At 55.0% G+C, this 20,665-nt stretch carries 20 protein-coding genes; 13 read left to right on the top strand and 7 right to left on the bottom strand.

The features are described 5' to 3' along the window. The first annotated feature begins 48 nt into the window (after positions 1-48). Together QEP12_RS10355 and QEP12_RS10360 are read left to right on the top strand one after the other, a co-directional pair. Complete coding sequence (locus QEP12_RS10355) at positions 49-1,365, top strand: amidase (protein ID WP_284214170.1); 1,317 nt, start codon at positions 49-51, stop codon at positions 1,363-1,365. A 216-nt stretch (positions 1,366-1,581) separates the two neighbouring features. Continuing rightward, positions 1,582-2,718, top strand: a complete 1,137-nt coding sequence (locus tag QEP12_RS10360; protein ID WP_284214171.1) for a GNAT family N-acetyltransferase — start codon at positions 1,582-1,584, stop codon at positions 2,716-2,718. Positions 2,719-2,729: 11 nt separating this feature from the next. Here the strand turns inward: QEP12_RS10360 and QEP12_RS10365 are convergent, their stop codons facing one another. From QEP12_RS10365 to QEP12_RS10385, 5 genes are all read right to left on the bottom strand, one after another. Further along, positions 2,730-3,629: a TIGR01777 family oxidoreductase gene (locus QEP12_RS10365; protein ID WP_284214172.1), complete on the bottom strand. Its 900-nt coding sequence runs from the start codon at positions 3,627-3,629 to the stop codon at positions 2,730-2,732. Between the two features lie 208 nt (positions 3,630-3,837). After that, positions 3,838-4,935: an NAD(P)/FAD-dependent oxidoreductase gene (locus QEP12_RS10370; protein ID WP_284214173.1), complete on the bottom strand. Its 1,098-nt coding sequence runs from the start codon at positions 4,933-4,935 to the stop codon at positions 3,838-3,840. Between the two features lie 5 nt (positions 4,936-4,940). After that, positions 4,941-5,471 (bottom strand): lipocalin family protein, encoded by a 531-nt coding sequence (locus QEP12_RS10375; protein ID WP_284214174.1) that lies wholly within the window; start codon positions 5,469-5,471, stop codon positions 4,941-4,943. A 136-nt stretch (positions 5,472-5,607) separates the two neighbouring features. Continuing rightward, positions 5,608-7,089: a cryptochrome/photolyase family protein gene (locus QEP12_RS10380; protein ID WP_284214175.1), complete on the bottom strand. Its 1,482-nt coding sequence runs from the start codon at positions 7,087-7,089 to the stop codon at positions 5,608-5,610. A 56-nt stretch (positions 7,090-7,145) separates the two neighbouring features. After that, on the bottom strand, positions 7,146-8,084 hold the full coding sequence (locus tag QEP12_RS10385; RefSeq protein WP_284214176.1) for a MerR family transcriptional regulator: 939 nt from the start codon (positions 8,082-8,084) through the stop codon (positions 7,146-7,148). A gap of 160 nt (positions 8,085-8,244) precedes the next feature. Here QEP12_RS10385 and QEP12_RS10390 point away from each other — a divergent pair, with 160 nt between their 5' ends. The 11 genes from QEP12_RS10390 to QEP12_RS10440 all read left to right on the top strand — a co-directional run bounded on the left by QEP12_RS10390 (position 8,245) and on the right by QEP12_RS10440 (position 18,686). Continuing rightward, entirely contained in the window at positions 8,245-9,558 is a 1,314-nt protein-coding gene (locus QEP12_RS10390; RefSeq protein ID WP_284214178.1) for an NAD(P)/FAD-dependent oxidoreductase, read from the top strand. Further along, the gene (locus QEP12_RS10395; RefSeq protein WP_174863828.1) at positions 9,555-10,370 is read left to right on the top strand and encodes a DUF1365 domain-containing protein; all 816 of its coding nucleotides are present in this window, start codon (positions 9,555-9,557) and stop codon (positions 10,368-10,370) included. Before QEP12_RS10390 ends, QEP12_RS10395 begins: the two co-directional genes overlap by 4 nt. Positions 10,371-10,375: 5 nt before the next feature. Next, entirely contained in the window at positions 10,376-11,599 is a 1,224-nt protein-coding gene (locus QEP12_RS10400; protein ID WP_284214180.1) for an SAM-dependent methyltransferase, read from the top strand. Between the two features lie 116 nt (positions 11,600-11,715). Then, the gene (locus QEP12_RS10405) at positions 11,716-13,395 is read left to right on the top strand and encodes a methyl-accepting chemotaxis protein (RefSeq protein WP_284214181.1); all 1,680 of its coding nucleotides are present in this window, start codon (positions 11,716-11,718) and stop codon (positions 13,393-13,395) included. Positions 13,396-13,445: 50 nt separating this feature from the next. Next, entirely contained in the window at positions 13,446-14,042 is a 597-nt protein-coding gene (locus tag QEP12_RS10410) for a chalcone isomerase family protein (RefSeq protein ID WP_174863731.1), read from the top strand. Beyond that, the gene (locus QEP12_RS10415) at positions 14,039-15,343 is read left to right on the top strand and encodes an MFS transporter (RefSeq protein WP_174863729.1); all 1,305 of its coding nucleotides are present in this window, start codon (positions 14,039-14,041) and stop codon (positions 15,341-15,343) included. Before QEP12_RS10410 ends, QEP12_RS10415 begins: the two co-directional genes overlap by 4 nt. Next, a complete protein-coding gene (locus QEP12_RS10420; RefSeq protein WP_174863727.1) occupies positions 15,340-15,876 on the top strand; it encodes a DUF3833 domain-containing protein in 537 nt (178 codons plus the stop codon). The genes QEP12_RS10415 and QEP12_RS10420 overlap by 4 nt, the downstream gene beginning before the upstream one ends. A gap of 11 nt (positions 15,877-15,887) precedes the next feature. After that, positions 15,888-16,670 (top strand): SDR family NAD(P)-dependent oxidoreductase, encoded by a 783-nt coding sequence (locus QEP12_RS10425; protein WP_284214182.1) that lies wholly within the window; start codon positions 15,888-15,890, stop codon positions 16,668-16,670. 5 nt (positions 16,671-16,675) lie between these two features. Continuing rightward, positions 16,676-17,152 (top strand): nuclear transport factor 2 family protein, encoded by a 477-nt coding sequence (locus QEP12_RS10430; protein ID WP_284214183.1) that lies wholly within the window; start codon positions 16,676-16,678, stop codon positions 17,150-17,152. A gap of 12 nt (positions 17,153-17,164) precedes the next feature. After that, positions 17,165-17,854: a glutathione S-transferase family protein gene (locus QEP12_RS10435; RefSeq protein ID WP_284214185.1), complete on the top strand. Its 690-nt coding sequence runs from the start codon at positions 17,165-17,167 to the stop codon at positions 17,852-17,854. Positions 17,855-17,906: 52 nt separating this feature from the next. Next, entirely contained in the window at positions 17,907-18,686 is a 780-nt protein-coding gene (locus tag QEP12_RS10440; RefSeq protein WP_284214187.1) for an EAL domain-containing protein, read from the top strand. Positions 18,687-18,881: 195 nt separating this feature from the next. Here the strand turns inward: QEP12_RS10440 and msrQ are convergent, their stop codons facing one another. Together msrQ and msrP are read right to left on the bottom strand one after the other, a co-directional pair. Beyond that, positions 18,882-19,532 (bottom strand): protein-methionine-sulfoxide reductase heme-binding subunit MsrQ, encoded by a 651-nt coding sequence (gene msrQ, locus QEP12_RS10445; protein WP_284214188.1) that lies wholly within the window; start codon positions 19,530-19,532, stop codon positions 18,882-18,884. Then, a complete protein-coding gene (msrP, locus tag QEP12_RS10450) occupies positions 19,532-20,530 on the bottom strand; it encodes a protein-methionine-sulfoxide reductase catalytic subunit MsrP (RefSeq protein WP_284214190.1) in 999 nt (332 codons plus the stop codon). The genes msrQ and msrP overlap by 1 nt, the downstream gene beginning before the upstream one ends. Positions 20,531-20,665 lie beyond the last annotated feature (135 nt).

Here is a 20,665-nt window from a genome sequence, read left to right on the forward strand (position 1 = left end):
CAATCCCGTTGAAATCTTGACCGAAGTCGCGTGATAGAGTTTGTTGCTATGTCTCAAACTTGTGTTCAGCGTACCCAAACGGCGCTACAAAACATTGCAGCGGCTGGCGACGAGGGTGCTCGAATTTTTACGAAGGTCTATACGGAGTCGGCGCACGCAGAGGCCGTAGCGGCCGATGCCCGCGCAGCACTCGGAATTTCTTTGAGCCCTCTGGATGGACGAATCGTTTCGATCAAAGATTTGTTCGACGTGGCTGGTGAAGCCACCACGGCAGGCTCCAAAGTCATGCGCGATGCGCCAGTGGCAGCGCAAGATGCGGTCGTTGTACAGCGCTTGCGTGCCGCAGGGGCGGTCATCATCGGTAAGACCAATATGACGGAATTCGCGTTTTCCGGTATTGGTATCAATCCACACTACGGAACGCCGGGAAATGCCAAGGATGTCAATTGCATTCCTGGTGGGTCGTCGTCAGGCGCAGGGGTCGCGGTAGCGCGCGGTATGTGTGAAATTGCGATTGGCTCTGATACCGGGGGCTCTGTGCGCATTCCATCTGCACTGAATGGCGTGACCGGTTTTAAACCCACGCAAGGGCGCGTAACGCGGGAAGGGGCATTCCCGTTGTCTTATTCGCTCGACACGGTGGGGCCTCTGGCTGCCAATGTGCTCGACTGTGCAAAGGCAGACAGTGTTTTAGCCGGTGAAAAATGGGTGCCTTTGCAAGCGCGCAGGCTGGAGGGCTTGCGCATCGGCATACCCCGTGGTTTGCTTTTTACGCAGGCCGATGAAGCCGTGCTGCTTGCATTTGAGCAAGCGCTCCAAAGACTGGAAAATCGTGGCGTCAAACTGATCGATGCGGATCTGGATGCACTCATCGCCGCCCCTTTCCAGCTGCAGGAGGCTGGCACTTTGATTGCGTGCGAAGCAGCACAGATTCACCAGGCACTGTTTGCCAGTGGCAAAGATGCGCAGTTAGATGGCTTGGTAAAAGCGCGCATCACGCGCGGTCAAACCATTTCAGCCTCGCATTACGTCGCTGTCCAGCAAGCACGCGGGCAGTTGCAAAAAGCTTTTGATGCCGCGATTGCAGATTTCGACCTATTGATTTTGCCCACGGTGCCCGTGGTTGCTCCTTTGATTAAGAGTTTGGAGGATGCTGATGCATTCAACCGAACGAACTTGCTGGTGCTGCGCAATCCTTCAGTGTTTAATTTTTACGATGTACCTGCAGCTTCATTGCCTTTGCCGCGTGCGGCCAGCGAGTTGCCTGTTGGGCTGATGGTGGTGGGAAAGCGGGGGCAAGACAGGAACTTGCTGGAGCTTGCACACTACCTGGGTACAACGGTGAGCGGCGCTTCAAGCGGTTGAAAAAAGTCCTTGCGTGCAAGGATTTTTTCGCTTTTTTGCAGGCGGTATCTAGGGCAATAATTGGATCAAAAATTTGCCTCACACATGGATATGCTGGTGGATTGACTGCAACTGAAAGACTGCGGCTCTCCCTATTAATTTCCCAGTTTGCTGTACTGGCCCGTGGAGGCATTTTCAACAACGCGCCTTTGGGCAGGCCGTTTTTGACCGAGCCACATGAATTCCACTGCATACACACTTTCTATCGTTGATACGCTCACTGAAGTTGCCCCCGAGCGCTGGCAAAACTTGGCTGCAGGCAACCCTTTTGTGGGCTATCACTACTTGCGCCTGTTGCAAGAGACGAATTGTGTGCATGAACGACATGGGTGGTATCCACGCTATCTGCTGCTGCATCACCAGGGTGAGCTAGTAGGCGCAGCCCCTTGTTTCTTCAAAACCCATTCGCGGGGCGAGTATGTTTTTGACCAGGGGTGGGCCCAAGCATTCGCGCAGCATGGCTTGGACTATTACCCCAAGCTGTTGGTGGCTTCGCCTTTTACTCCAGTGCAGGGGCCGCGGCTACTGGCTGCGAATCCGCAGGCACGCCAAGTTTTAGCGCAAGGGTTGCGTCAACTGTGTGAGGGATCCCAAGCTTCGTCGGTACACGCGTTGTTTGTCCAAGCAGAAGACCTTTTTGCTTTGCAGCAAGCGGGCTTCATGGTGCGTGAAGGGGTGCAGTTCCATTGGAAAAATCAAGGTTATGACAGCACAGAAAGTTTTTTGACCAAGCTTTCTCAGGACAAGCGTAAGAAAGTGCGGCAAGACAGCAAATACGTGGCTGCAGCTGGCATCACCTATCGCTGGCTAGAAGGCCCACAGCTTTTGCCAGAGCATTTGGCATTTTTTTATGCGTGCTATGTGCAAACTTATGTGGAGCACCATTCCCAGCCGTATTTGTCGGAAGACTTCTTCCAGCGTGCACATCAGGAAGAGGCACTGAATCTTGTACTTATATTGGCCGAGCGTGCAGGAGTGCCGGTGGCATGTGCATTGAATGTGCGTGGGGGAAGCACTTTATATGGGCGTTATTGGGGTGCCCAAGAGTTTGTCAAAGGGCTGCATTTTGAAACTTGCTACATGCAATCAATTGCCTATTGCATTGCCAATAATGTGCAAGTGTTTGAAGGTGGGGCACAGGGGGAGCACAAGATGGCGCGAGGTTTGTTGCCAGTTACCACCTATTCTGCGCACTACATTGCAGACCAGCGCTTCGCCCCTGCGATCGCTGATTTTTTGCGAAGGGAGACCGCTGCCGTAGATGGCTATGTGGAGCAATTGCAGGCCGCCAGTCCCTTCAAGCAAGAGCCATAAAAATAGAAGAATTACTGATGAGATAGCAGTTGATGGAGTGCTTCTTGGAGATTGCCGTAGCGCCAAGTAAATCCTGCCGTCTGCGCACGTTGTGGTTGTAAGCGTTGTCCACCGAGTAATAGCACGGACATTTCTCCAAGCGCTAGACGCAGCGCCCAAGCGGGTGCCGGGAGCAAGGCAGGCCTGTGCAAACTGCGGGCAAGTGTCTGGGTGAAAGTGATGTTGCGCACTGCTTGCGGAGCGCAGGCATTGAATGGACCACGACACTCCTCATGGTTGAGAAGAAAGTCAATCAGGCTGACCTGATCTTCAAGGTGTATCCAGGGCATCCATTGCTTGCCATCACCCAATCTGCCGCCAAGCCCCAGCTTAAAAAGAGGTATTAGTCGCGCCAGCATGCCACCTTGGGGGGCTAACACTGGTGCTGTGCGCAGCAACACTACACGAACGCCGAAGAGATTGGCGCGCTCGGCTTCTTGCTCCCAAGCAATACATAACTGGCTGCCGAAATCTGCCGCTCCGGCAGGGCTGCTTTCATCAAGCAAAGCTTCAGCGCCATCGCCGTACCAGCCCACGGCAGATCCCGATATAAGTACTCTGGGCGGCTGGGGCTGCTGCTTCATCCAGTCAATGAGGGTGCGCGTCAGATCAATGCGGCTGCTCCAGAGAACTTGCTTGCGAGCAGCCGTCCAAGGGCGGTCGGCAATAGGGGCTCCAGCAAGATTTATCACTGCATCTACCGGCGTTCCCTGCAGTTCTTGCAAACTTGAAATGCCGTGTGCGCCGCTGCAAAGTTGGGCCACTTTGTTGGGTTCGCGGCTCCAAACCCACAGTTCATGCCCTTGCCGTTGCCAGTACTGACACAGTGCCCGTCCAATCAATCCAGTTCCGCCAGTCAGCAGGATTCGCATAGGTTTCTCCTTGGTCAGATAGTGAGGAATAGTTGGCGCGGTCATCGCTGATCTGGGTGTCACCCCTTATCAAGTAACGCCAGCAGTCTATTCAGGGGCAGGACGCTCGCCATACTTGGTGCAATCTCCAACCTAGCGATAAGACTAGATCTACTCATGGCAGCCATGAAATACCAGATGCAGTAACGGCAGGGTCATTTTTGATGATTCAGCTGATGGTGGATGGTGAGATCCAGTTGGCTTGCGCAGTAGTGGAGCGTAGCGACGAGTGAACCTGTTGGGCGAGTCTGCTGCCGCTGAGCCATGCGCCCTCCACAGTGCCACTTTGTAGCCAGTCTCCGCACAGTCCTAGGCCTGCTTGGGGATCCCACCACCCCCCCCCATTCGCTGGAGAAACGCTGTCTGCATACAGCCATCGGTGAGCCGTAGCTTTTACGCTGGTGGGTGTTGGCCCTCCCAATTGTGTAAATGCCTCTAGCAGCATTGTTATGACAGTTTGCAACTCGTCATCTACATGTGCTTGGCTCCAGCTATGGCTGGCGTGTAAAAGCCAAGTTTCAGGGCCGTTGCGGCCAGGCTTGCTGTTATCGCGCGCTATCCAGCGTAGCGGGCTGTTTTCAATAAAACAACCATCCACGGGCAGAGGCACAGGCTGAGGACAGCGAACCATTAACGACCAGCATGCTTGCATACGGATACTCTGCGAAAGCGTAGTTGCTTCCGAGGAAACTGTTGCAACGAGTGGCACGGCTTGGGGTGCGGGAACTGCTATGAGCACTGCCTGGTAACGCGGTAGTTCTGTGCCATTTTCTGGACTGTGCAGTGACCAACCAGGTTCATCGCATACAGACATGTGCAGCGGTTGAATGGTGGTTTGCCACTGAAAGCGAACAGGGTTAGGCAGCTTTTGCATGCTGCGCACCATGTGCGCGGCCGGCGAGGTCATGCGGGGCGTCCCGACGAAGCGTTCCAACGTGCGGGCTTGCAACTTGAAACCATGTCCGTCATGTGTACCGATACGAGCTTGCCACGGTGCTGCGACTGACTCTTGCTCCCACTCAGCGACTTGCTTGCGAAAATCAATATCCCTCGCAGTGAAATACTGAGCTCCGTGATCACATTGCCAGTCAACCAGGTTGTCGTTACTGCGTCGTGTGCTCATGCGTCCAGAAGGGCCGCGACTTTTGTCAAACACATGCACGCTATGCCCAGCCAGTGACAAAAAATGTGCGCACGACAGGCCAGCCATACCAGCGCCGATGATGGCGATAGGGTTGTCTTTGGTGGGCTTGGTAGAGATGGTCATGGAGATTAAGGCTGGTGAGCAGGGTCGGTATTCGTATGGGTTACCCAGATGAAAGCTTGGGTATCAATGCCCAAGGCTTGAGCGCGTTGCACGATGGCGTCCAAACTCTCACGCGGCAGGGATTTTTCGCGGGCCAAAATCCAAGCGTAGTTGCGGTCTTCGCCTACCACCAATGCCCAACGGTAGTTGGGGTCTAGCGCTACCACGTGGTACCCACCGTAAAACGGGCCAAAGAAAGACACTTTCAGTGATGCTTTATCTGAGGGGCCGGTGAACAGCGCTTTGCCAATCGCTTCTTTCCACTGACCAGAAGGGCCGCGCAGCCCACGATTTATGACTTGTATGCTGCCATCTGACTGTGGAAGGTAGGTTGCAGATACATCAGTCATGTCACGCTCGAACCAGTGGTCGAGCCTGGCAATCTCATACCAGCGACCCTGGTAGCGCTTCACATCGAATCCGTTGACGACCTGCATGCCTGCGGGGGGTGTGCTGCTGGCGCAGCCTGCAAGCAGGGCCGCTACACCCAAGAGCATGATCAGGAGGCAACGTGTTGCAGAGAGTCGATACAGCCAAGGTAAAGCAGGTGGGTGTAATGTCATGATGAAGTTCGAAGTGGGCACGCTATAGCCGATAAGGATGGGGCACTGACCATGGGTTCGTTTTTACACATCAAGCCTCTTTAGCACTTAGAAAATGAAAGCGCATCAAGGTGCGCTCACGTGCGGTGGTGTGATTCACAACGGGGCGAGGGTAATCCTGCCCTAGACGTACACCGAAGCCCTGCAATTGCAGGGGCGGCATGGCAGCAGGGAAGTGGATGTACTTGGTGGGTAACTCAGCCAGTTCGGGGACATATCGCCGTATAAAGTGGCCCTCTGGATCAAAGCGCTGTGACTGTGTGACCGGATTAAAGATGCGGAACCATGGCTGTGCATCGCACCCTGTGGATGCCGCCCACTGCCAGCCGCCGTTGTTGGCGGCCAGGTCGTAATCATTCAGGTGCTCGGCAAAGAAGCGTTCGCCCCGGCGCCAGTCAATCCCCAGATCCTTGGTGAGAAAACTGGCAACCACCATACGCAGCCGGTTGTGCATGTAACCGGTCTGTAGTAACTGACGCATAGCGGCGTCCACAAGGGGATAGCCGGTGCGACCTTCGCACCACGCTTGCCACAGTTCGGGCGCTTCATCCCACTGGACGCGGTCATATTCCGGGCGGAACGATTGGCTGACGACCTGAGGGTGGTGGCACAAAATCATGAAATAAAAGTCACGCCATGCCAGCTCAGACAGCCAAGTTTGCGCACCTTCGTCACCCAGCTCTGCTTGCTTGTGTGCCAGTTGAGCGAGTTGGCGGATCGAGATGGTCCCAAAACGCAGATGCACAGAAAGGTAAGACACGCCTTTGCGTCCCGGAAAGTCACGAGCCTCCTTGTAGGCAGTCATGCGGGGCAGAAAGTTGGCGAGTAGCTGCTGGGCGCCACGCAGCCCTATAGGAAGTGGCAATGATGGCAAATTGGTGGCGATAAAGCCCAGTTGTTCCAGCGCGGGGATATCAGTGGGGATGGGTAAGGCAGCCAGGTGGTGTGCGTAGCGCGTTACGGGGTAAGACTTGCGCTGGAAGTCGTCCAGCTTTTGGAGCCAAGCGCGCTTGTAGGGTGTGAAAACGCTGTAAGGATGGCCTTGCTGGGTCAGTACCTCGCTGCGGTCTAGCAGCACTTGGTCTTTGTAGTCACTGAATCCGATCCCAGCGCTGTGCAGGAGCTGTTTCACCTGTTTATCGCGTGCAACTGCTTGAGGTTCATAGTCACGATTGACCAGTACTTCTTGCACGCCTAAGGTCTGTGCCAGCTCGACAATGCTGCTTGTTGCCGAGCCGTGACGCACGATCAGGCCTGCACCGGGCACCCCGCTGCGATCGCCCAGAGCCTGCAGTTCTTCGTGAAGTTGCAGCACACTGGCGTGAATGAACTCAACACGCCGGTCATACCGATTGGAGAGTGCATCAAGGATGTCGGTGTCGAAGACAAACACGCAGAACACCTGATCAAAACGGCGCAATCCGTGAAACAGGGCCGCATTGTCATCCCAGCGGAGGTCACGCCTCAGCCAGACTAAGGCGCGGGTTGGGGAATTAGCAGGCCGTTCAGACATCGTGAATTGCAATTTGTTGAAAAGCTATTGGTGTTTGGAGCCAGAAGATCAAGTGTTCATCGTGTCTCGCGCCACTGGGTCACGAGCGCTGGTATGCCGTGCAGCGCTTGCATCGCGGTAATGCCTTCCCAGTGTTTCTGGTACAGCGTTTGACACGACCCACCAACCCATATGCCTGTGGCAGCATCCAACTCGCTACGCAGTGCGCGCAGGCTGGTCTGAACGCTGACTTGGCTGTGCACATTGCTAAAGCTGAGAGCGACAACGTCCACTTGGTGGGCATGAGCAGCCCGGGCAATGTCGGTAATCGGTGTTTGGGTCCCCAAAGAGATGCACTCGCAGCCTTCCAATGTGAGCAGCGCCTCCACCATGAGCAGGCCTAGGCCATGCATCTCTTGAGGGAACGTGGTGAGCAACACCTTGGGACTTCTGTTCAGTTCGGAGTGTTTTAGATTGCCCAGGCTGCTGCGTAAGATATTGGTGACTACCTCTGTGTACAGGTGCTCTTCGAACACCTCAAACCTGCCTTGTGCCCACGATTCCCCCACTGCAGTCGTCAGCGGTGCAACCACCTCTGTCACAAATGTCCCCAACCCTTTGCGCATCAGGGTGCGTTGCAAGTCATCGCGAAGTAGGGCGGTGTGGTGAGATTCGATAGCACTTAGCAGCCTTCTGATTTCTTCTGAAGGAGCTGGTGCTTTTTTATTTGTCTTGGACAAATCAGGGATTTTGTCCAATAGTTCGCAAATTGATTCATTGCTGAGATGAGCTACCTTGCCTGGTCTGTGTCCCGCATCTAACAAGCGGCGAATAAGTTTGAGGCGTTGCACCTGATCGAGGGGGTACAGGCGATCATCGGCCGCATCCCGCAGAGGTTGAGGAAAACCATAGCGCTTTTCCCATGCTCGTAGTGTGTCTTTGGAGATGCCCGTTTCGCGCTCAACAGCGGTGATAGGCAAAGCACCATGTATTTCGTTTGGCAAAGATGATGTCATTGTGCGTAGAAGTGGCGCTGTATCGCGAGGGGCAATAGTCAACATCAGTGTTGGACAATAGTTTAAATTGTCTAAGACAAATATGTGTTTGTCTATTACATTACATGGAGGTTATACAGATTTTTTGTTGAAAAAGCGTTCGCACAACACAAGGTGACTTATGAAAGTAGCTGTGATTGGTTCTGGTATCTCAGGTTTGGCGGCAGCTTTTAGTTTGAACAAGCATGCGCATGTGACCTTGCTGGAAGCCGGTCCTTATTTCGGGGGGCACACCAACACCGTAGATGTGACCCTGCCAGATCCGCAGGGCAGGCCTGTGACGCATGGTGTCGATACAGGTTTTTTGGTCTTCAACGAGCGAACCTACCCTGCGCTGATTTCGCTGCTGGCGAGCTTAAAAGTTCCGACGGTGTGCACAGATATGTCTTTTTCTGTTCAGGTGCCAAGGGCTGGCTGGCTGGGTGGTGCACTCGAATGGAGCGGCGCAAACTTGGCAACGGTGTTTGCGCAGCGCAGCAATCTTTTGAGACCCCGTTTTTGGCGCATGCTGCGTGAGGTTTTGCGCTTTAACCAGCTTTGCACTCGCATTGCTGAGGCCAACGAAGAAGCTGTATTGACGCAGCCATTGGCTGATTTTTTGAAGACACACAGGTTCGACAACGAATTTCGTGACTGGTATTTTTTGCCGATGCTGGGCTGCATCTGGAGTTGCCCCACAGATCAAATGCTGCAGTTTCCAGTGGCCACCATGATTCGGTTCTGTCACAACCATGGTTTGATACAGGTAAACAAGCGTCCCAAATGGTGGACGATCCCTGGAGGTGCAAGGCAGTATGTGCAGCAGATCACTCGCCAGTTACCCGAAGTGCGGTTGAACGCTGCGGTAGAGCGTATTGTTCGCCATGCACATGGCGTGGAGATCCACATCGCTGACCAAACCGAGCATTTCGATGCGGTTGTACTGGCTGTGCATAGCGACCAAGCTTTGCGGTTGCTGGATAAGCCCACTGCACAAGAGCAGCGCGTTTTAGGTGCTATTCAATACCAGCCGAATGTGGCCGTTTTACACACGGATGCATCTGTGATGCCAAAGCGCAAAGCAGCTTGGGCGGCCTGGAATTATGAGCGCTCACCATCGGCGTCACGCGAGTCATCTCGCGTGTGTTTGCACTACTGGCTCAATAGACTGCAACCCTTGCCTTTTGCGCAGCCAGTGCTGGTGTCGCTGAACCCTGCGCGAGAAATTGATGCATCCAAGGTGCTGGCAAAGATTGACTATGCACACCCCGTTTTTGATCTGGAAGCAATACGGGCCCAAGCCCTGATTCCCTCACTCCAAGGTCAGCAGCGCACATGGTTCTGTGGGGCTTGGACTGGTTACGGTTTCCATGAGGACGGATTGAAGTCTGGGTACGCAGCAGCGGAAGGTTTGTTGCGTGCGCAACTCTCTGTGCTTGAGAGGCAGGCGGCATGAACCAAGTCAAACCAGCGTCACCATGTGACGTACCGCTGATCGGATTTGGCTACGTCCGACATAAACGTTTGCGCCCGCGCGTGCATCGTTTTGTATATCCCAGTTTTTTTCTGATGCTGCCTATGCGCACCTTGCAAAGACAGCCGCTAGCTGCTGGTGTTTTGGCATTCAATCGACCGGGCATACTGGGTTTTCGGGACAGTGACCACGGAGACGGTCGCAGTGCTGCGCAAGGCGGTGCGTTGGCATGGCTGGAAGAGGTGCTACATGCGCAAGGCATTTTCGACGCGGATGGTGAAATCTGGCTGCAGTGCTACCCACGTGTTTGGGGCTATAGCTTCAAGCCGGTTAGCTTTTGGTACTGCCAGCGCAGCAACGGCAGTTTGCGTGCAATTGTTGCCGAGGTGAACAACACCTTTGGTGAGCGCCACACCTATGTACTGGATCGGCCCCAGTATGGGCAGGAAGTGACTGCGCATAAGGTCTTCCACGTTTCCCCTTTTTGTCCCGTTGAGGGTGGTTACCGGTTTGAATTCAAGCGCACCGGCGAGTACGGCTTGGGCGCTGTCAGCGTGCGCGTGGATTATGACGATATGCACGGGCCACTGTTGCTGACAGGCGTAGGGGGGCGCTTGCAGCCGCTGAACGCTTCTGCACGTCGGTACGCGCTGTGGCGCTACCCGTTGATGACGCTCGTGGTCACCGCGCGCATCCATTGGCATGCGCTGCGGTTGTGGCTCAAGCGTGTGCCTTTTTACAGCAAGCCGCAACCGCCTTTGCAGTCGGTTTCTCGATCTTCTACGCTCCGTTAAAGACCATGCATCCCACAGCACCTACATCCGCCACTGCCGCCTTACCTACAGACCTCCCTGCTTTTGTGCGCACAGGGCTGCGCCTGCTGCAAGGTATACGCCATGGCAGTTTGCTGCTGGAACTCCCTGATGGACGCCAGCTGCGTTATGGCTCGAACAGTTCGCCTTCAGCCGCCATGCGCTTGCGCAATTGGAATGTGTTTCACGCCGTGATGCGCTCTGGCGATATTGGCTTGGCAGAAAGCTATATCGATGAAGACTGGACGACGCCCCATTTGGCGGATCTGTTTCGCCTGCTGCTGGCCAACCGCGAGTCTCTGGAATCGTTGGTGTATGGCTCTTGGTGGGGGCGTTTGGCGTACCGTCTGCGTCATGTGCTGCGCCGCAATACCAAGGCCAACAGCCGTAAAAACATCCATGCGCACTATGACTTGGGCAACAGCTTTTATCAGCTGTGGTTGGACCCGAGCATGAACTACTCCTCGGCGTGGTTTGAGGGCAATCTGCACGGTGACTTTACGCAGGCCCAACACGCCAAAGTACGCCGTGCATTGCGCAGTGCAGGCGTGCAACCTCACCAACGTGTACTGGAGATCGGTTGCGGCTGGGGTGCGCTGGCAGAGATAGCTGCGAAAGAGTTTCAAGCCGATGTGGTGGGGGTAACGCTGTCTACCGAGCAGCTTGCCTATGGCCAGCAACGTATGGAGAAATCGGGTGTGCAAGAACATGTCGATTTGCGCTTGCAAGACTACCGCGATATCCAAGACGCCTCTTTCGATGCCATTTGCTCCATCGAAATGATTGAGGCGGTGGGGCAGGAGTACTGGCCCACTTACTTCCGCCATATGCACCGCTTGCTCAAGCCGGGCGGCAAAGCCTGTGTTCAGGCCATTGTGATCGACGACAGACTGTTTGACCGCTATGTCCAGGGCACGGACTTTATCCAGCAATACATTTTTCCCGGGGGGTGTTTGCCCAGTCCTTCGCGTATTCGCGAAGAGGCTGCGCGTGCAGGCCTGCGTGTTCAGGAAGAATTTGCATTTGGCCAAGACTATGCCGAGACCTTGCGACGCTGGCATCAGCGCTTTGTGCAGCAGCGAGGTCAGGTGTTGATGCAAGGCTTTGATACCCGTTTTTTGCACACCTGGGAGTTTTATTTGGCGTACTGCGAGGCTGCTTTCAGTATGCGCAATATTGACGTAGTGCAGTACACGCTGGTGAAAGACTGACATCGCTCCCTTGAGCGGTATGACGAAAAAAATAGTGCCATACACGATGCTGTGTTTGGCGCTGTACCGATGGTGTGCCCCAGATCCTTTTTATGAAACCTTATTTTTTTTCACGAATGACTGTCGCAGCCCGCCTGTATGTAGGCTTTGGGTTGATCGTTGCCTTGCTGGTGGTGGTTACCGGTGTGGCTGTGGTGAAGGTGGATCGTATTGAGCGCGCTTTGCGTGCTAATTCAGACATCTACTCCCAAGTTCAGCGCAATGCGATCAACTTTCGAGGGTCCGCCCATGACCGCTCGATCGCAGTGCGCGATTTGGTGTTCAGTCCAACGCCCACCGAGCGCGCCAAAGAAATTGCCACCATCGCAGCGCTGGCAGACTTTTATGCCCAGTCGGCCCAGTCACTGGAGGCATTGCTGAAATTGCCCGGCGTGAGCCCGGAAGTTCACCCCTTGTATGCCGACATAAAAAAGGCTGAAAGCCAAGCAGTCACCACGACCAACACCATCATTGAACAAGTGCGTGAGGGCAATGCAGCGGCAGTGGACACCCTCTGGAGCCAGGCCAAACCGCAATATGTGCAATGGCTGGCGTCGATCAACCGTTTGATTGATTTCAAAGAAAAGCACATTCAGGCCACTAACCAAAGTGCCATGGAAGAAGCCAGTGGCTTTTTGCGTGTGATGTTTACCGCCCTGACGCTGGCACTGATTTTGAGCGCCGCTGTTGCCTGGGGCGTGGCCCGCAGCATCGTGCGCCAATTGGGCGCGGAACCCAACGCTTTGGCGCAGGTGGCGCGCCAGGTGGCCCAAGGTGATTTGCAGCCTGTGGCTGGTGTGGCGCGTGCTCAGTCAGACAGTGTGCTCGCATCACTTGGAGCGATGCAGACCAGCCTGGCTCAGGTGGTGGACAAGGTGCGTGATGCCTCAAATGCGGTGACCCAAGGTGCCGATGAGATTGCAGCAGGCAATGCGGGTTTGCTGCAGCGCACCGAAGAGCAAGCGAGCAATTTGCAGCAGGCCTCTGCCTCGATGGAGGAGATGACCTCATCGGTCCAAAACAATGCCGATACAGCCCGCCAAGCCGCTCAGCTTGCTGCATCTGCCAGCGACGCAGCGCACAAGGGGGGCGAGGTGGTGACGCAGGTGGTGCACACCATGGAAGACATCAGCGCAAGCAGCTACCGCATTGCAGACATTATTGGCGTCATTGACTCGATCGCTTTCCAGACGAACATTTTGGCACTGAATGCTGCGGTGGAAGCCGCCCGTGCCGGTGAAGAGGGGCGTGGCTTTGCCGTCGTGGCCGGCGAGGTGCGCGCTTTGGCGCAGCGCAGCGCAGATGCCGCGCGTCAAATTAAAGCCTTGATTGAAACCAGCGTGGCCAAGGTGGAGCAGGGCACGCAACTGGTCAATGATGCAGGCGCGACCATGACCGATATCGTTGCCCAAGCACAGCGGGTGGCAGGTCTGATTGCTGAAATCAGTCGCGCCACGGCCGAGCAGACGCAAGGTATTGCACAAGTGGGGGGCGCTGTGGCGCACCTGGACCAAGCCACGCAGCAAAACGCTGCCATGGTGGAGCAAAGTGCTGCTGCAGCCCAAGCTTTGCGACACCAAGCCGCACAGTTGGGGGCCGCGGTACGCGTATTTCGCTTAACGGGGGGGGACAGTGCTTATGAATCACGCCACTTGCCAGCGCATCGTTTGCAGGGCACTGCACCAGCACTTGCCCCTGCAACGCTGCGCAACGCCGCTGCGGCGCGAATCACCAAGTTACAGACAGTTCAGACGTGATGGCTCTGTCACGCTGCATCTAAAACCATAGCTTTTAAGGCAGGTTGCATATGCTTAAACACCGAATTTATTCATTGAAGTGTGTGCTGTTGCAATGGAGTGTGGCGTGTGCAGTCTGGGGGGCTGCCCCCACTGGAGTGGCCCTCGCCACGCCAGAGACCACCCCATCGGCTGCGGTACAGCAGGCGGTGCTGCAGCCACGTCTGGCAGGACAAGGGCAAATGCGCTTTTTGGGCTTGCGGATTTACGATGCGCTCTTATGGGTAGGCCCAGAATTCGATGCGCAAGCATTTGGCCAACACCCTTTGGCGCTGGAGCTGATTTACCACCGGGCTTTCACTGGAAAAGCGATTGCGCAACGCTCTGTCCAAGAAATGCAACGCCAGCGCAGGTTGGGTGAAGAATTAGCGCACCGCTGGACGCAAGAGTTGGCGCAGTGGTTGCCTGACGTGCAGCCGGGCGACAAGCTCACGGGCTTGTACCTGCCTGGCCAAGGGATGCAGCTGTGGCGTGGGGGGCAACCTCTGGGCACGATCAATGACCCTGAGCTGGCACGCTACTTTTTTGGTATCTGGCTGTCGCCACAAACTTCAGAGCCTGGTTTGCGCAGTGCCTTACTGGCAGGTCTTGGTAGGGCGGTGCCATGAGCACCCCTGATGCATCCGTGTCAGATGCGCTGCCCTGGCGCTCTGGCTTGACCTATGGCTTACTGGGCTTCCCACTGGCCTTTGCTGCACTGCCTTTGTACGTGGTACTCCCCAATCACTATGCGCGCAGTTTTGGCTTGTCGCTCGCCACCGTGGGGGCTTTGCTGATGGCAGTGCGACTGGTGGATGCCGTGGTCGAACCTTGGCTGGGGCGTGCCAGCGACGCATTGTTTGCCCGAACGGCCCGCGCAGTGTGGCTGGTGGGCGGCGCTGCGGCGCTGTTTCAATGGCTGGGCATGACGGGTTTGTTTTTTCCGGCAGTGACGGAGGAAGCCGGATTGGCGGTGTGGCTGGTCAGTGGCTTGCTGCTGACCTGTATGGCGCACAGTCTGTTGGTAATTACTCACCAAGCCTGGGGGGTACGTCTGGGAGGCGATGACTTGCTACGCAGTCGGATTGTGGCTTGGCGTGAGGGCCTGGGGCTGGCAGGCGTCATTGCGGCTTCGGGTTTGTCGGTTGTTTGGGGGCCGAAGGCCATGCTGGCCGTATTTGGCGTGGCCTTGTTCTTGGGGTGGGCACTGTGGTGGCGTGCGCCACAGCCTGTTCCTTTGCATGGCTCGCCGCAAGCGGCGATCTCGGTGTGGCAACCCTTGGCGCAATCTGCGTTTAGACGGTTGTTGGCCGTGTTCATGAGCAACGGTATTGCCAGTGCTATCCCTGCCGCTCTCATGCTGTTTTTTGCGCAAGACCGGCTGCGTGCCAGTGAAGAAGCTACGGCGGTTTTTCTGGTGCTGTATTTCATATGCGCTGCGGCCTCTATGCCGTTGTGGCTGCGCGTGGTGCGCCATCTAGGGCTGGCCCGGAGTTGGTTGTTGGGCATGTTGCTGGCCGTGGTCTGCTTTGCCTGGACTGCAGGTTTGGGTACAGGGCAGATTCCAGCCTTTGCCCTAATTTGTGCACTGACAGGTGTGGCTTTAGGTGCGGACCTGGCCTTGCCTGGCGCCTTGTTAGCGCGGTTGATTGAGTGGCAAGGTGCGCAGGGTAGCCGCGATGGGGCTTACTTGGGCTGGTGGAGCCTGGCCACCAAGCTCAACCTGGCACTGGCTGCGGGTGCAGTATTGCCGCTGCTGCAGTGGCTTGGCTATGCACCAGGCAGTCAAGATGAACAAGCGTTGCAGCATCTGGCGTGGGCCTATGCCCTGGTGCCTTGTGCGCTCAAATTACTGGCTGCGCTGTTGCTGTATGTGTTGCTAATCCGCCGGGAGTCTTTACCGGCATCGGACAGGAGGTATCCATCATGAACCAACGTCGTACTTTATTGATAGCAGGCCTGGCAAGTGTGGCAATGCTAGCAGGGTGTGCAGGCCCGCAGGTGAGTGACTATGTGCAGCAAAAACCGCTCCTGGAGCTGGATCGCTATTTCAATGGCCGTGTGTTGGCACACGGCATTTTTCAAAAGCGTGATGGTGCCGTAGCCCGACGTTTTACGGTGGTCATGGACTGCCACTGGGAAGGCAACCAGGGCGTGCTGGATGAGCACTTTAGCTATGCGGATGGCAGCACCGAACGCCGCGTATGGCGTTTGACCAAGCATGCTGACGGCCGCTACACCGGGCGGGCCGATGATGTGGTGGGTGAGGCGCAGGGGCAAACCTCTGGCAACGCCTTCCGCTGGAATTACACCTTGCGCTTGCCTGTGGACGGCAGTGTGTACGAAGTGCAATTTGATGATTGGATGTTTTTGATGGATGACCACGTCATGCTCAATCGCGCCACCATGAGTAAGTTTGGCATTCGCTTGGGCGAAGTATTGCTTTCATTCACCAAGGTTTAAAGAGAAGGCCTATGTCGCTCAACCCTCGCATTACCAATTGGCAAGGCCAGCGCGTCTGGCTGATTGGCGCTTCCACAGGCATTGGCCGCTCGCTGGCAGAAGCGCTGCATGCGCGGGGAGCGCAAGTGATTATTTCTGCAAGGCAGCAGGCGCCTTTGATGGAGTTTGTGGCGCAGCACCCAGGTAGCCAGGCGCTGCCCCTGGATGTGACAGATCGCGAGGCCGTGGAACACGCAGCGCAGCAACTGAATGCACAAGGTAGCTTGGATTTGGTGTGCTATTGCGCAGGCTACTACAAGCCTATGCGTGCCGATGCAATGGATTTGGATGAGTTGTTGCGCCACCAGCAAGTGAACCAGACCGGGGCTTTGCATGTGGTGGCTGCGGTGGTGCCCGCCATGCTGAGCGCAGCGCGCGATGGCCGCGCACCCCACCTCAGTTTGGTGGCCAGCGTAGCTGGCTTGCGTGGACTGCCGCAGAGCTTGGCCTATGGGCCAACCAAGGCCGCTTTGATCAATCTGGCGGAGACACTGTTTCTGGATTTGCGCCCCAAGGGGGTGGCAGTGAGTGTGGTCAACCCGGGTTTTGTGGCCACGCCGCTGACTGCACAGAATGACTTCCACATGCCTGCGCTGCTGACACCAGCGCAGGCAGCACAAGCCATGCTCCAGGGCTGGCAGCGTGGGGCCTTCCAAATTCATTTTCCACGCCGCTTTACAGCCTGGTTGCAGTTGTTGCGGGTGCTGCCCTATCGCTGGTACTTTGCGCTGGTGCACCGCATGACAGGGTTGTGAGACGTATGCAGCACCACTCTGTGATTTCTCCTGAGGTCGAGGCTGGTGTGCAACGGCTGGTGCAGCTGTATGAGCAGCTCACCCCAGAGCGGCTCAACAGCTTGCACACTTGTTATGCCCCGCACGCGCATTTCAAAGACCCTTTCAATGATGTGCGTGGGCTGGAAAGTATTCGGAAGGTCTTTGCGCACATGTTCACGACCGTGGATGCTCCTCGCTTTGTCGTGACGGAGCAATTGGTGCAAGGCCAGCAAGCCTTCTTGGCTTGGGAATTCCACTTTCGCATGCGTCGTTGGCGCAAAGGCGTGCCGCAGTGCATCCGAGGAGGGACCTTGTTGCAGTTGAATGCGCAAGGCCTGGTGCTGGAACACCGTGATTATTGGGACACAGCCGAAGAACTGTACGAAAAGCTACCTTTGCTCGGACGTTGCATGGCCTGGCTGCGTCGCGCTGGGTCTGCAACAGCTTCCAGCAAACCATGAAAGACTGATGCTATGGCGTTGACAGTGCACCATTTAGAGATGTCGCGTTCACAGCGCATACTGTGGCTACTGGAAGAGTTGGGAGTGCCCTATACCTTGAAAATGTATCGGCGTGATCCGCAAACCAAGTTGGCACCGCCTGCGTTGAAAGAAATTCATCCCCTGGGTAAGTCGCCTGTAATTACCGATGGCGAGTTAGTGATCGCAGAGTCTGGCGCCATCATTGAGTATCTGGTCGAAACTTATGGCGCACAGGCCCCTTCAGACCTCTCCCATTTACAGCCATCGCACAGCACACAGGCTTTTCGGCAGTGCCGCTTTTGGATGCACTATGCCGAAGGCTCACTCATGAATTGGTTGGTCATGAAGCTGGTGTTTGACAGCATTCCACGCCAGCCAATGCCTTTTTTTGTCAGGCCTATTGCTCGGGCACTATGCTCTCAGGTACAGAAAAAGTTGGTGTTGCCGAACGTGCAGACTGCGCAGGTGTTCATAGAAAAGCACCTTGAACAGCACCAATGGTTTGCTGGCGAACACCTGACGATGGCAGATTTCCAGATGAGCTTCGCTGTAGAAGCTTTGTTGGCGCGCGGAGGAGAGCAAGCCACGCCCTATTTGCAAGCCTACTGCCAACGTATGCAGGCTAGGCCAGCGTACCAACGTGCTTTGCAAAAAGGTGGGCCCGTATTAATGTCTGGCTAGAACCAATTGTTACACTCGGCCAAGCTGATATTGCCCGACACGGCATTTTTATATGATTCCACCCATTCAAGACTCATCCATTCCGCCTTGCAAAAAATGCCATGATCGTGCGCCACTCGAATTGGCATTCAGCATGGCCTTCCAGCCGATTGTGGATGTGCGTACCAACACCATTTTTGCCTATGAGGCATTGGTGCGAGGGCTAGATGGCAGTGGTGCTCTGCAAATTCTTAGCCAAGTGACGGAAGATAACCGCTATCAGTTTGATCAAGCCTGCCGTGTCCAGGCGGTGAGTTTGGCGGCACGTTTGGGTATCAAGAGCCACGTGAGCATCAACTTCCTGCCCAATGCGGTGTATGAGCCTGCGGCATGCATCCGTAAAACCTTGGAAGCAGCAAACGAACACCAGTTTCCCACCCATCAACTCATTTTCGAGATTACAGAGAATGAACGTGTGGTGGACAAAGACCACTTGAAACGCATCATGCAGGAATACCGCCGCAGGGGTTTCAAAACTGCGATTGATGATTTTGGCGCTGGATATTCTGGACTCAATTTGCTGGCGGAGTTTCAGCCTGACATTATTAAGCTGGACATGGAACTGGTGCGAGATATCGGGAGCAATCCTGTGCGTCAAGCGATCGTGCAAGGCATCCTTGGCGTCTGCAAGGCACTGTCGATTGAGGTCATTGCAGAGGGCGTTGAAACTGAATCTGAGTTTCTAACTTTGCAAGCAATGGGGGTGTACTACTTCCAAGGTTACTTTTTCGCGAAACCCGCGTTTGAAAGTTTGCCAGAGGTGAACTGGCCCCGGATAGAAGCACTGTCTTAAGCTGTGATGATGAATTGATAGAGGCCGTTTTCTTGGAAGGCATAGAGTGCTTGGCCGCAATAGAGGCACTGACTGTTCTAATTAATTCATCAATATAAATCTAAAATAGGCAGATATTTTATTTTTAATCATTCTGTTTTTATATATCGCTGTGATTAATCCTTGTCTGCATATTTATTTATGGGATTGATTAAATTAATAATATTTATTTGGCTTGAAAAATTTCTCTAAAGAATTTTTGCTCCAGGAGAAATATATTCTGGTGAGTAGCAATAAAAATAAAATAAATCCATAATAAAAAACCTCTGTTAGATTATTTTTACCTAAGCGCATCCAATAAAAGTGAAGCACTGCCAACCAAGCTGCCACATACACGGTACGGTGTAGTCGCTGCCAGCGTGCGGCGCCTATGGCTTTAAGCATTGCTTTGGGTGATGTCAGGGCTAGCAGCAGCAACACCACCATCGCTAGCAAGCCCGCCAAAACAAAGGGACGCTGCAATACGTCGCCCCAGATGCTTGCCCATTTCCACTCCATATCCAGCCCAGCGTAGCTGACCGCATGTAACAGCGCATAAAAAAAGGCAAACAAGCCTAGCAAGCGACGCATGCGGGCTAATCCAGTAAGGCCAGAAAATAGGCGCAGGGGAGTAACTGCCAGTGCTACGCATAGCGCCCGCAATGCCCAGTCACCCGTACTGCGGATTAATGCTTCAGCTGGGTTTGGGCCCAGTGCATTCAGCAGCAGTTGCCCCACCAAACTGGCCAAGGGGGTCAAGCACAATAGCCATAAGAGGGGCTTGGCGCTGGTATGCAGCAGCGCTTGGTTCAACGTGTTGCGCAGCATTAGAAGTTACGGCGCAAGTCCATGCCGGTGTACAACTGTGCAACCTGCTCTGCATAGCCGTTGAACAGTTCAGTTCGACGTTTAGGTGCAAATAAGCCACCTTGGCCAATCACGCGTTCTTGCGCTTGGCTCCAGCGGCGGTGGGGTACATCAGGATTCACATTCGAGTAGAAGCCATATTCATGGCGTGCTGCTTTGTTCCAGGCGGTAGCGGGCATGTGCTCGACAAAGCGGATTTTGACCAAGCTTTTGGCACTTTTAAAACCATATTTCCATGGCACCACCAACCGCACTGGGGCGCCGTTTTGGTGAGGCAGCACTTCACCATACATGCCAAAAGCCAACAGCGTCAGTGGGTGCATGGCTTCATCCAGACGCAGCCCTTCGGTGTATGGCCAGTCGAGAACGCCACTGCGCAGGCCCCGCATTGTTTGAGGATCAGCTTGGGTCACAAACTCTACATATTTGGCACTACCCATGGGCTGCACCCGCTCAATCAGTTTCGAAAGCGAATATCCCACCCAGGGAATCACCATACTCCAGGCCTCGACACAGCGCAGGCGGTAAATGCGCTCTTCCATAAGGCTGAGCTTGAGTAAATCATCCAGATCCCATACTCCTGGCTTATGTACCAAACCCTCTACCTGTACTTGCCATGGCCGCAGTGTCATAGCACTGGCATAGCGTGCAGGATCACTCTTGTCCAAACCAAATTCATAAAAATTGTTGTAACCCGCTGCGTGGGTATAGGGTGTGAGTTCGGCATTGAGCGTAGCCCCTGCCACTTTGGTTTTATGCCCTGGCAAAGCCGCAAATTTTCCTGGTGCTTGCACCATCGAGGCTTTTGCATCACGGGCGGCCCAAGCGGCGACCACGGGGCCTGCGCCCCCCGCAGCCAAGAGTTTCAATACATTGCGTCGATCTGCAGCCACAGAGGCTGGCGTAATCTCACTGGCAGTAGGTTGGGGGAACGAAGAAGTTACGCGTCGCTTGGTCATACAGATTCAAGAAATAAGGTAAAGAAAACTTCAGCCTTTGGGCGCCACAGCGGGCCCACATCCGTAGCTCCTGCGTCCTGCTGCTCATTGCTGGCATGCACAGTGCACCACCCTTGGCATACCCACGAACAATGC

Source organism: Comamonas jiangduensis, from assembly GCF_030162955.1.
GTDB classification, from domain to species: Bacteria; Pseudomonadota; Gammaproteobacteria; order Burkholderiales; family Burkholderiaceae_C; genus Comamonas; species Comamonas jiangduensis.

Excerpts from the sequence above, each read along its gene's own strand:
- QEP12_RS10390 (WP_284214178.1), top strand. The coding sequence starts at position 8,245 with ATGAAAGTAGCTGTGATTGGTTCTGGTATCTCAGGTTTGGCGGCAGCT.
- QEP12_RS10380 (WP_284214175.1), bottom strand. The coding sequence starts at position 7,089 with ATGTCTGAACGGCCTGCTAATTCCCCAACCCGCGCCTTAGTCTGGCTG.
- QEP12_RS10415 (WP_174863729.1), top strand. The coding sequence starts at position 14,039 with ATGAGCACCCCTGATGCATCCGTGTCAGATGCGCTGCCCTGGCGCTCT.
- QEP12_RS10435 (WP_284214185.1), top strand. The coding sequence starts at position 17,165 with ATGGCGTTGACAGTGCACCATTTAGAGATGTCGCGTTCACAGCGCATA.
- QEP12_RS10410 (WP_174863731.1), top strand. The coding sequence starts at position 13,446 with ATGCTTAAACACCGAATTTATTCATTGAAGTGTGTGCTGTTGCAATGG.
- QEP12_RS10400 (WP_284214180.1), top strand. The coding sequence starts at position 10,376 with ATGCATCCCACAGCACCTACATCCGCCACTGCCGCCTTACCTACAGAC.
- QEP12_RS10375 (WP_284214174.1), bottom strand. The coding sequence starts at position 5,471 with ATGCTCTTGGGTGTAGCGGCCCTGCTTGCAGGCTGCGCCAGCAGCACA.
- QEP12_RS10355 (WP_284214170.1), top strand. The coding sequence starts at position 49 with ATGTCTCAAACTTGTGTTCAGCGTACCCAAACGGCGCTACAAAACATT.
- QEP12_RS10430 (WP_284214183.1), top strand. The coding sequence starts at position 16,676 with ATGCAGCACCACTCTGTGATTTCTCCTGAGGTCGAGGCTGGTGTGCAA.
- msrQ (WP_284214188.1), bottom strand. The coding sequence starts at position 19,532 with ATGCTGCGCAACACGTTGAACCAAGCGCTGCTGCATACCAGCGCCAAG.
- QEP12_RS10395 (WP_174863828.1), top strand. The coding sequence starts at position 9,555 with ATGAACCAAGTCAAACCAGCGTCACCATGTGACGTACCGCTGATCGGA.
- QEP12_RS10370 (WP_284214173.1), bottom strand. The coding sequence starts at position 4,935 with ATGACCATCTCTACCAAGCCCACCAAAGACAACCCTATCGCCATCATC.
- QEP12_RS10365 (WP_284214172.1), bottom strand. The coding sequence starts at position 3,629 with ATGCGAATCCTGCTGACTGGCGGAACTGGATTGATTGGACGGGCACTG.
- QEP12_RS10385 (WP_284214176.1), bottom strand. The coding sequence starts at position 8,084 with ATGACATCATCTTTGCCAAACGAAATACATGGTGCTTTGCCTATCACC.
- QEP12_RS10405 (WP_284214181.1), top strand. The coding sequence starts at position 11,716 with ATGACTGTCGCAGCCCGCCTGTATGTAGGCTTTGGGTTGATCGTTGCC.
- QEP12_RS10440 (WP_284214187.1), top strand. The coding sequence starts at position 17,907 with ATGATTCCACCCATTCAAGACTCATCCATTCCGCCTTGCAAAAAATGC.
- msrP (WP_284214190.1), bottom strand. The coding sequence starts at position 20,530 with ATGACCAAGCGACGCGTAACTTCTTCGTTCCCCCAACCTACTGCCAGT.
- QEP12_RS10360 (WP_284214171.1), top strand. The coding sequence starts at position 1,582 with ATGAATTCCACTGCATACACACTTTCTATCGTTGATACGCTCACTGAA.
- QEP12_RS10420 (WP_174863727.1), top strand. The coding sequence starts at position 15,340 with ATGAACCAACGTCGTACTTTATTGATAGCAGGCCTGGCAAGTGTGGCA.
- QEP12_RS10425 (WP_284214182.1), top strand. The coding sequence starts at position 15,888 with ATGTCGCTCAACCCTCGCATTACCAATTGGCAAGGCCAGCGCGTCTGG.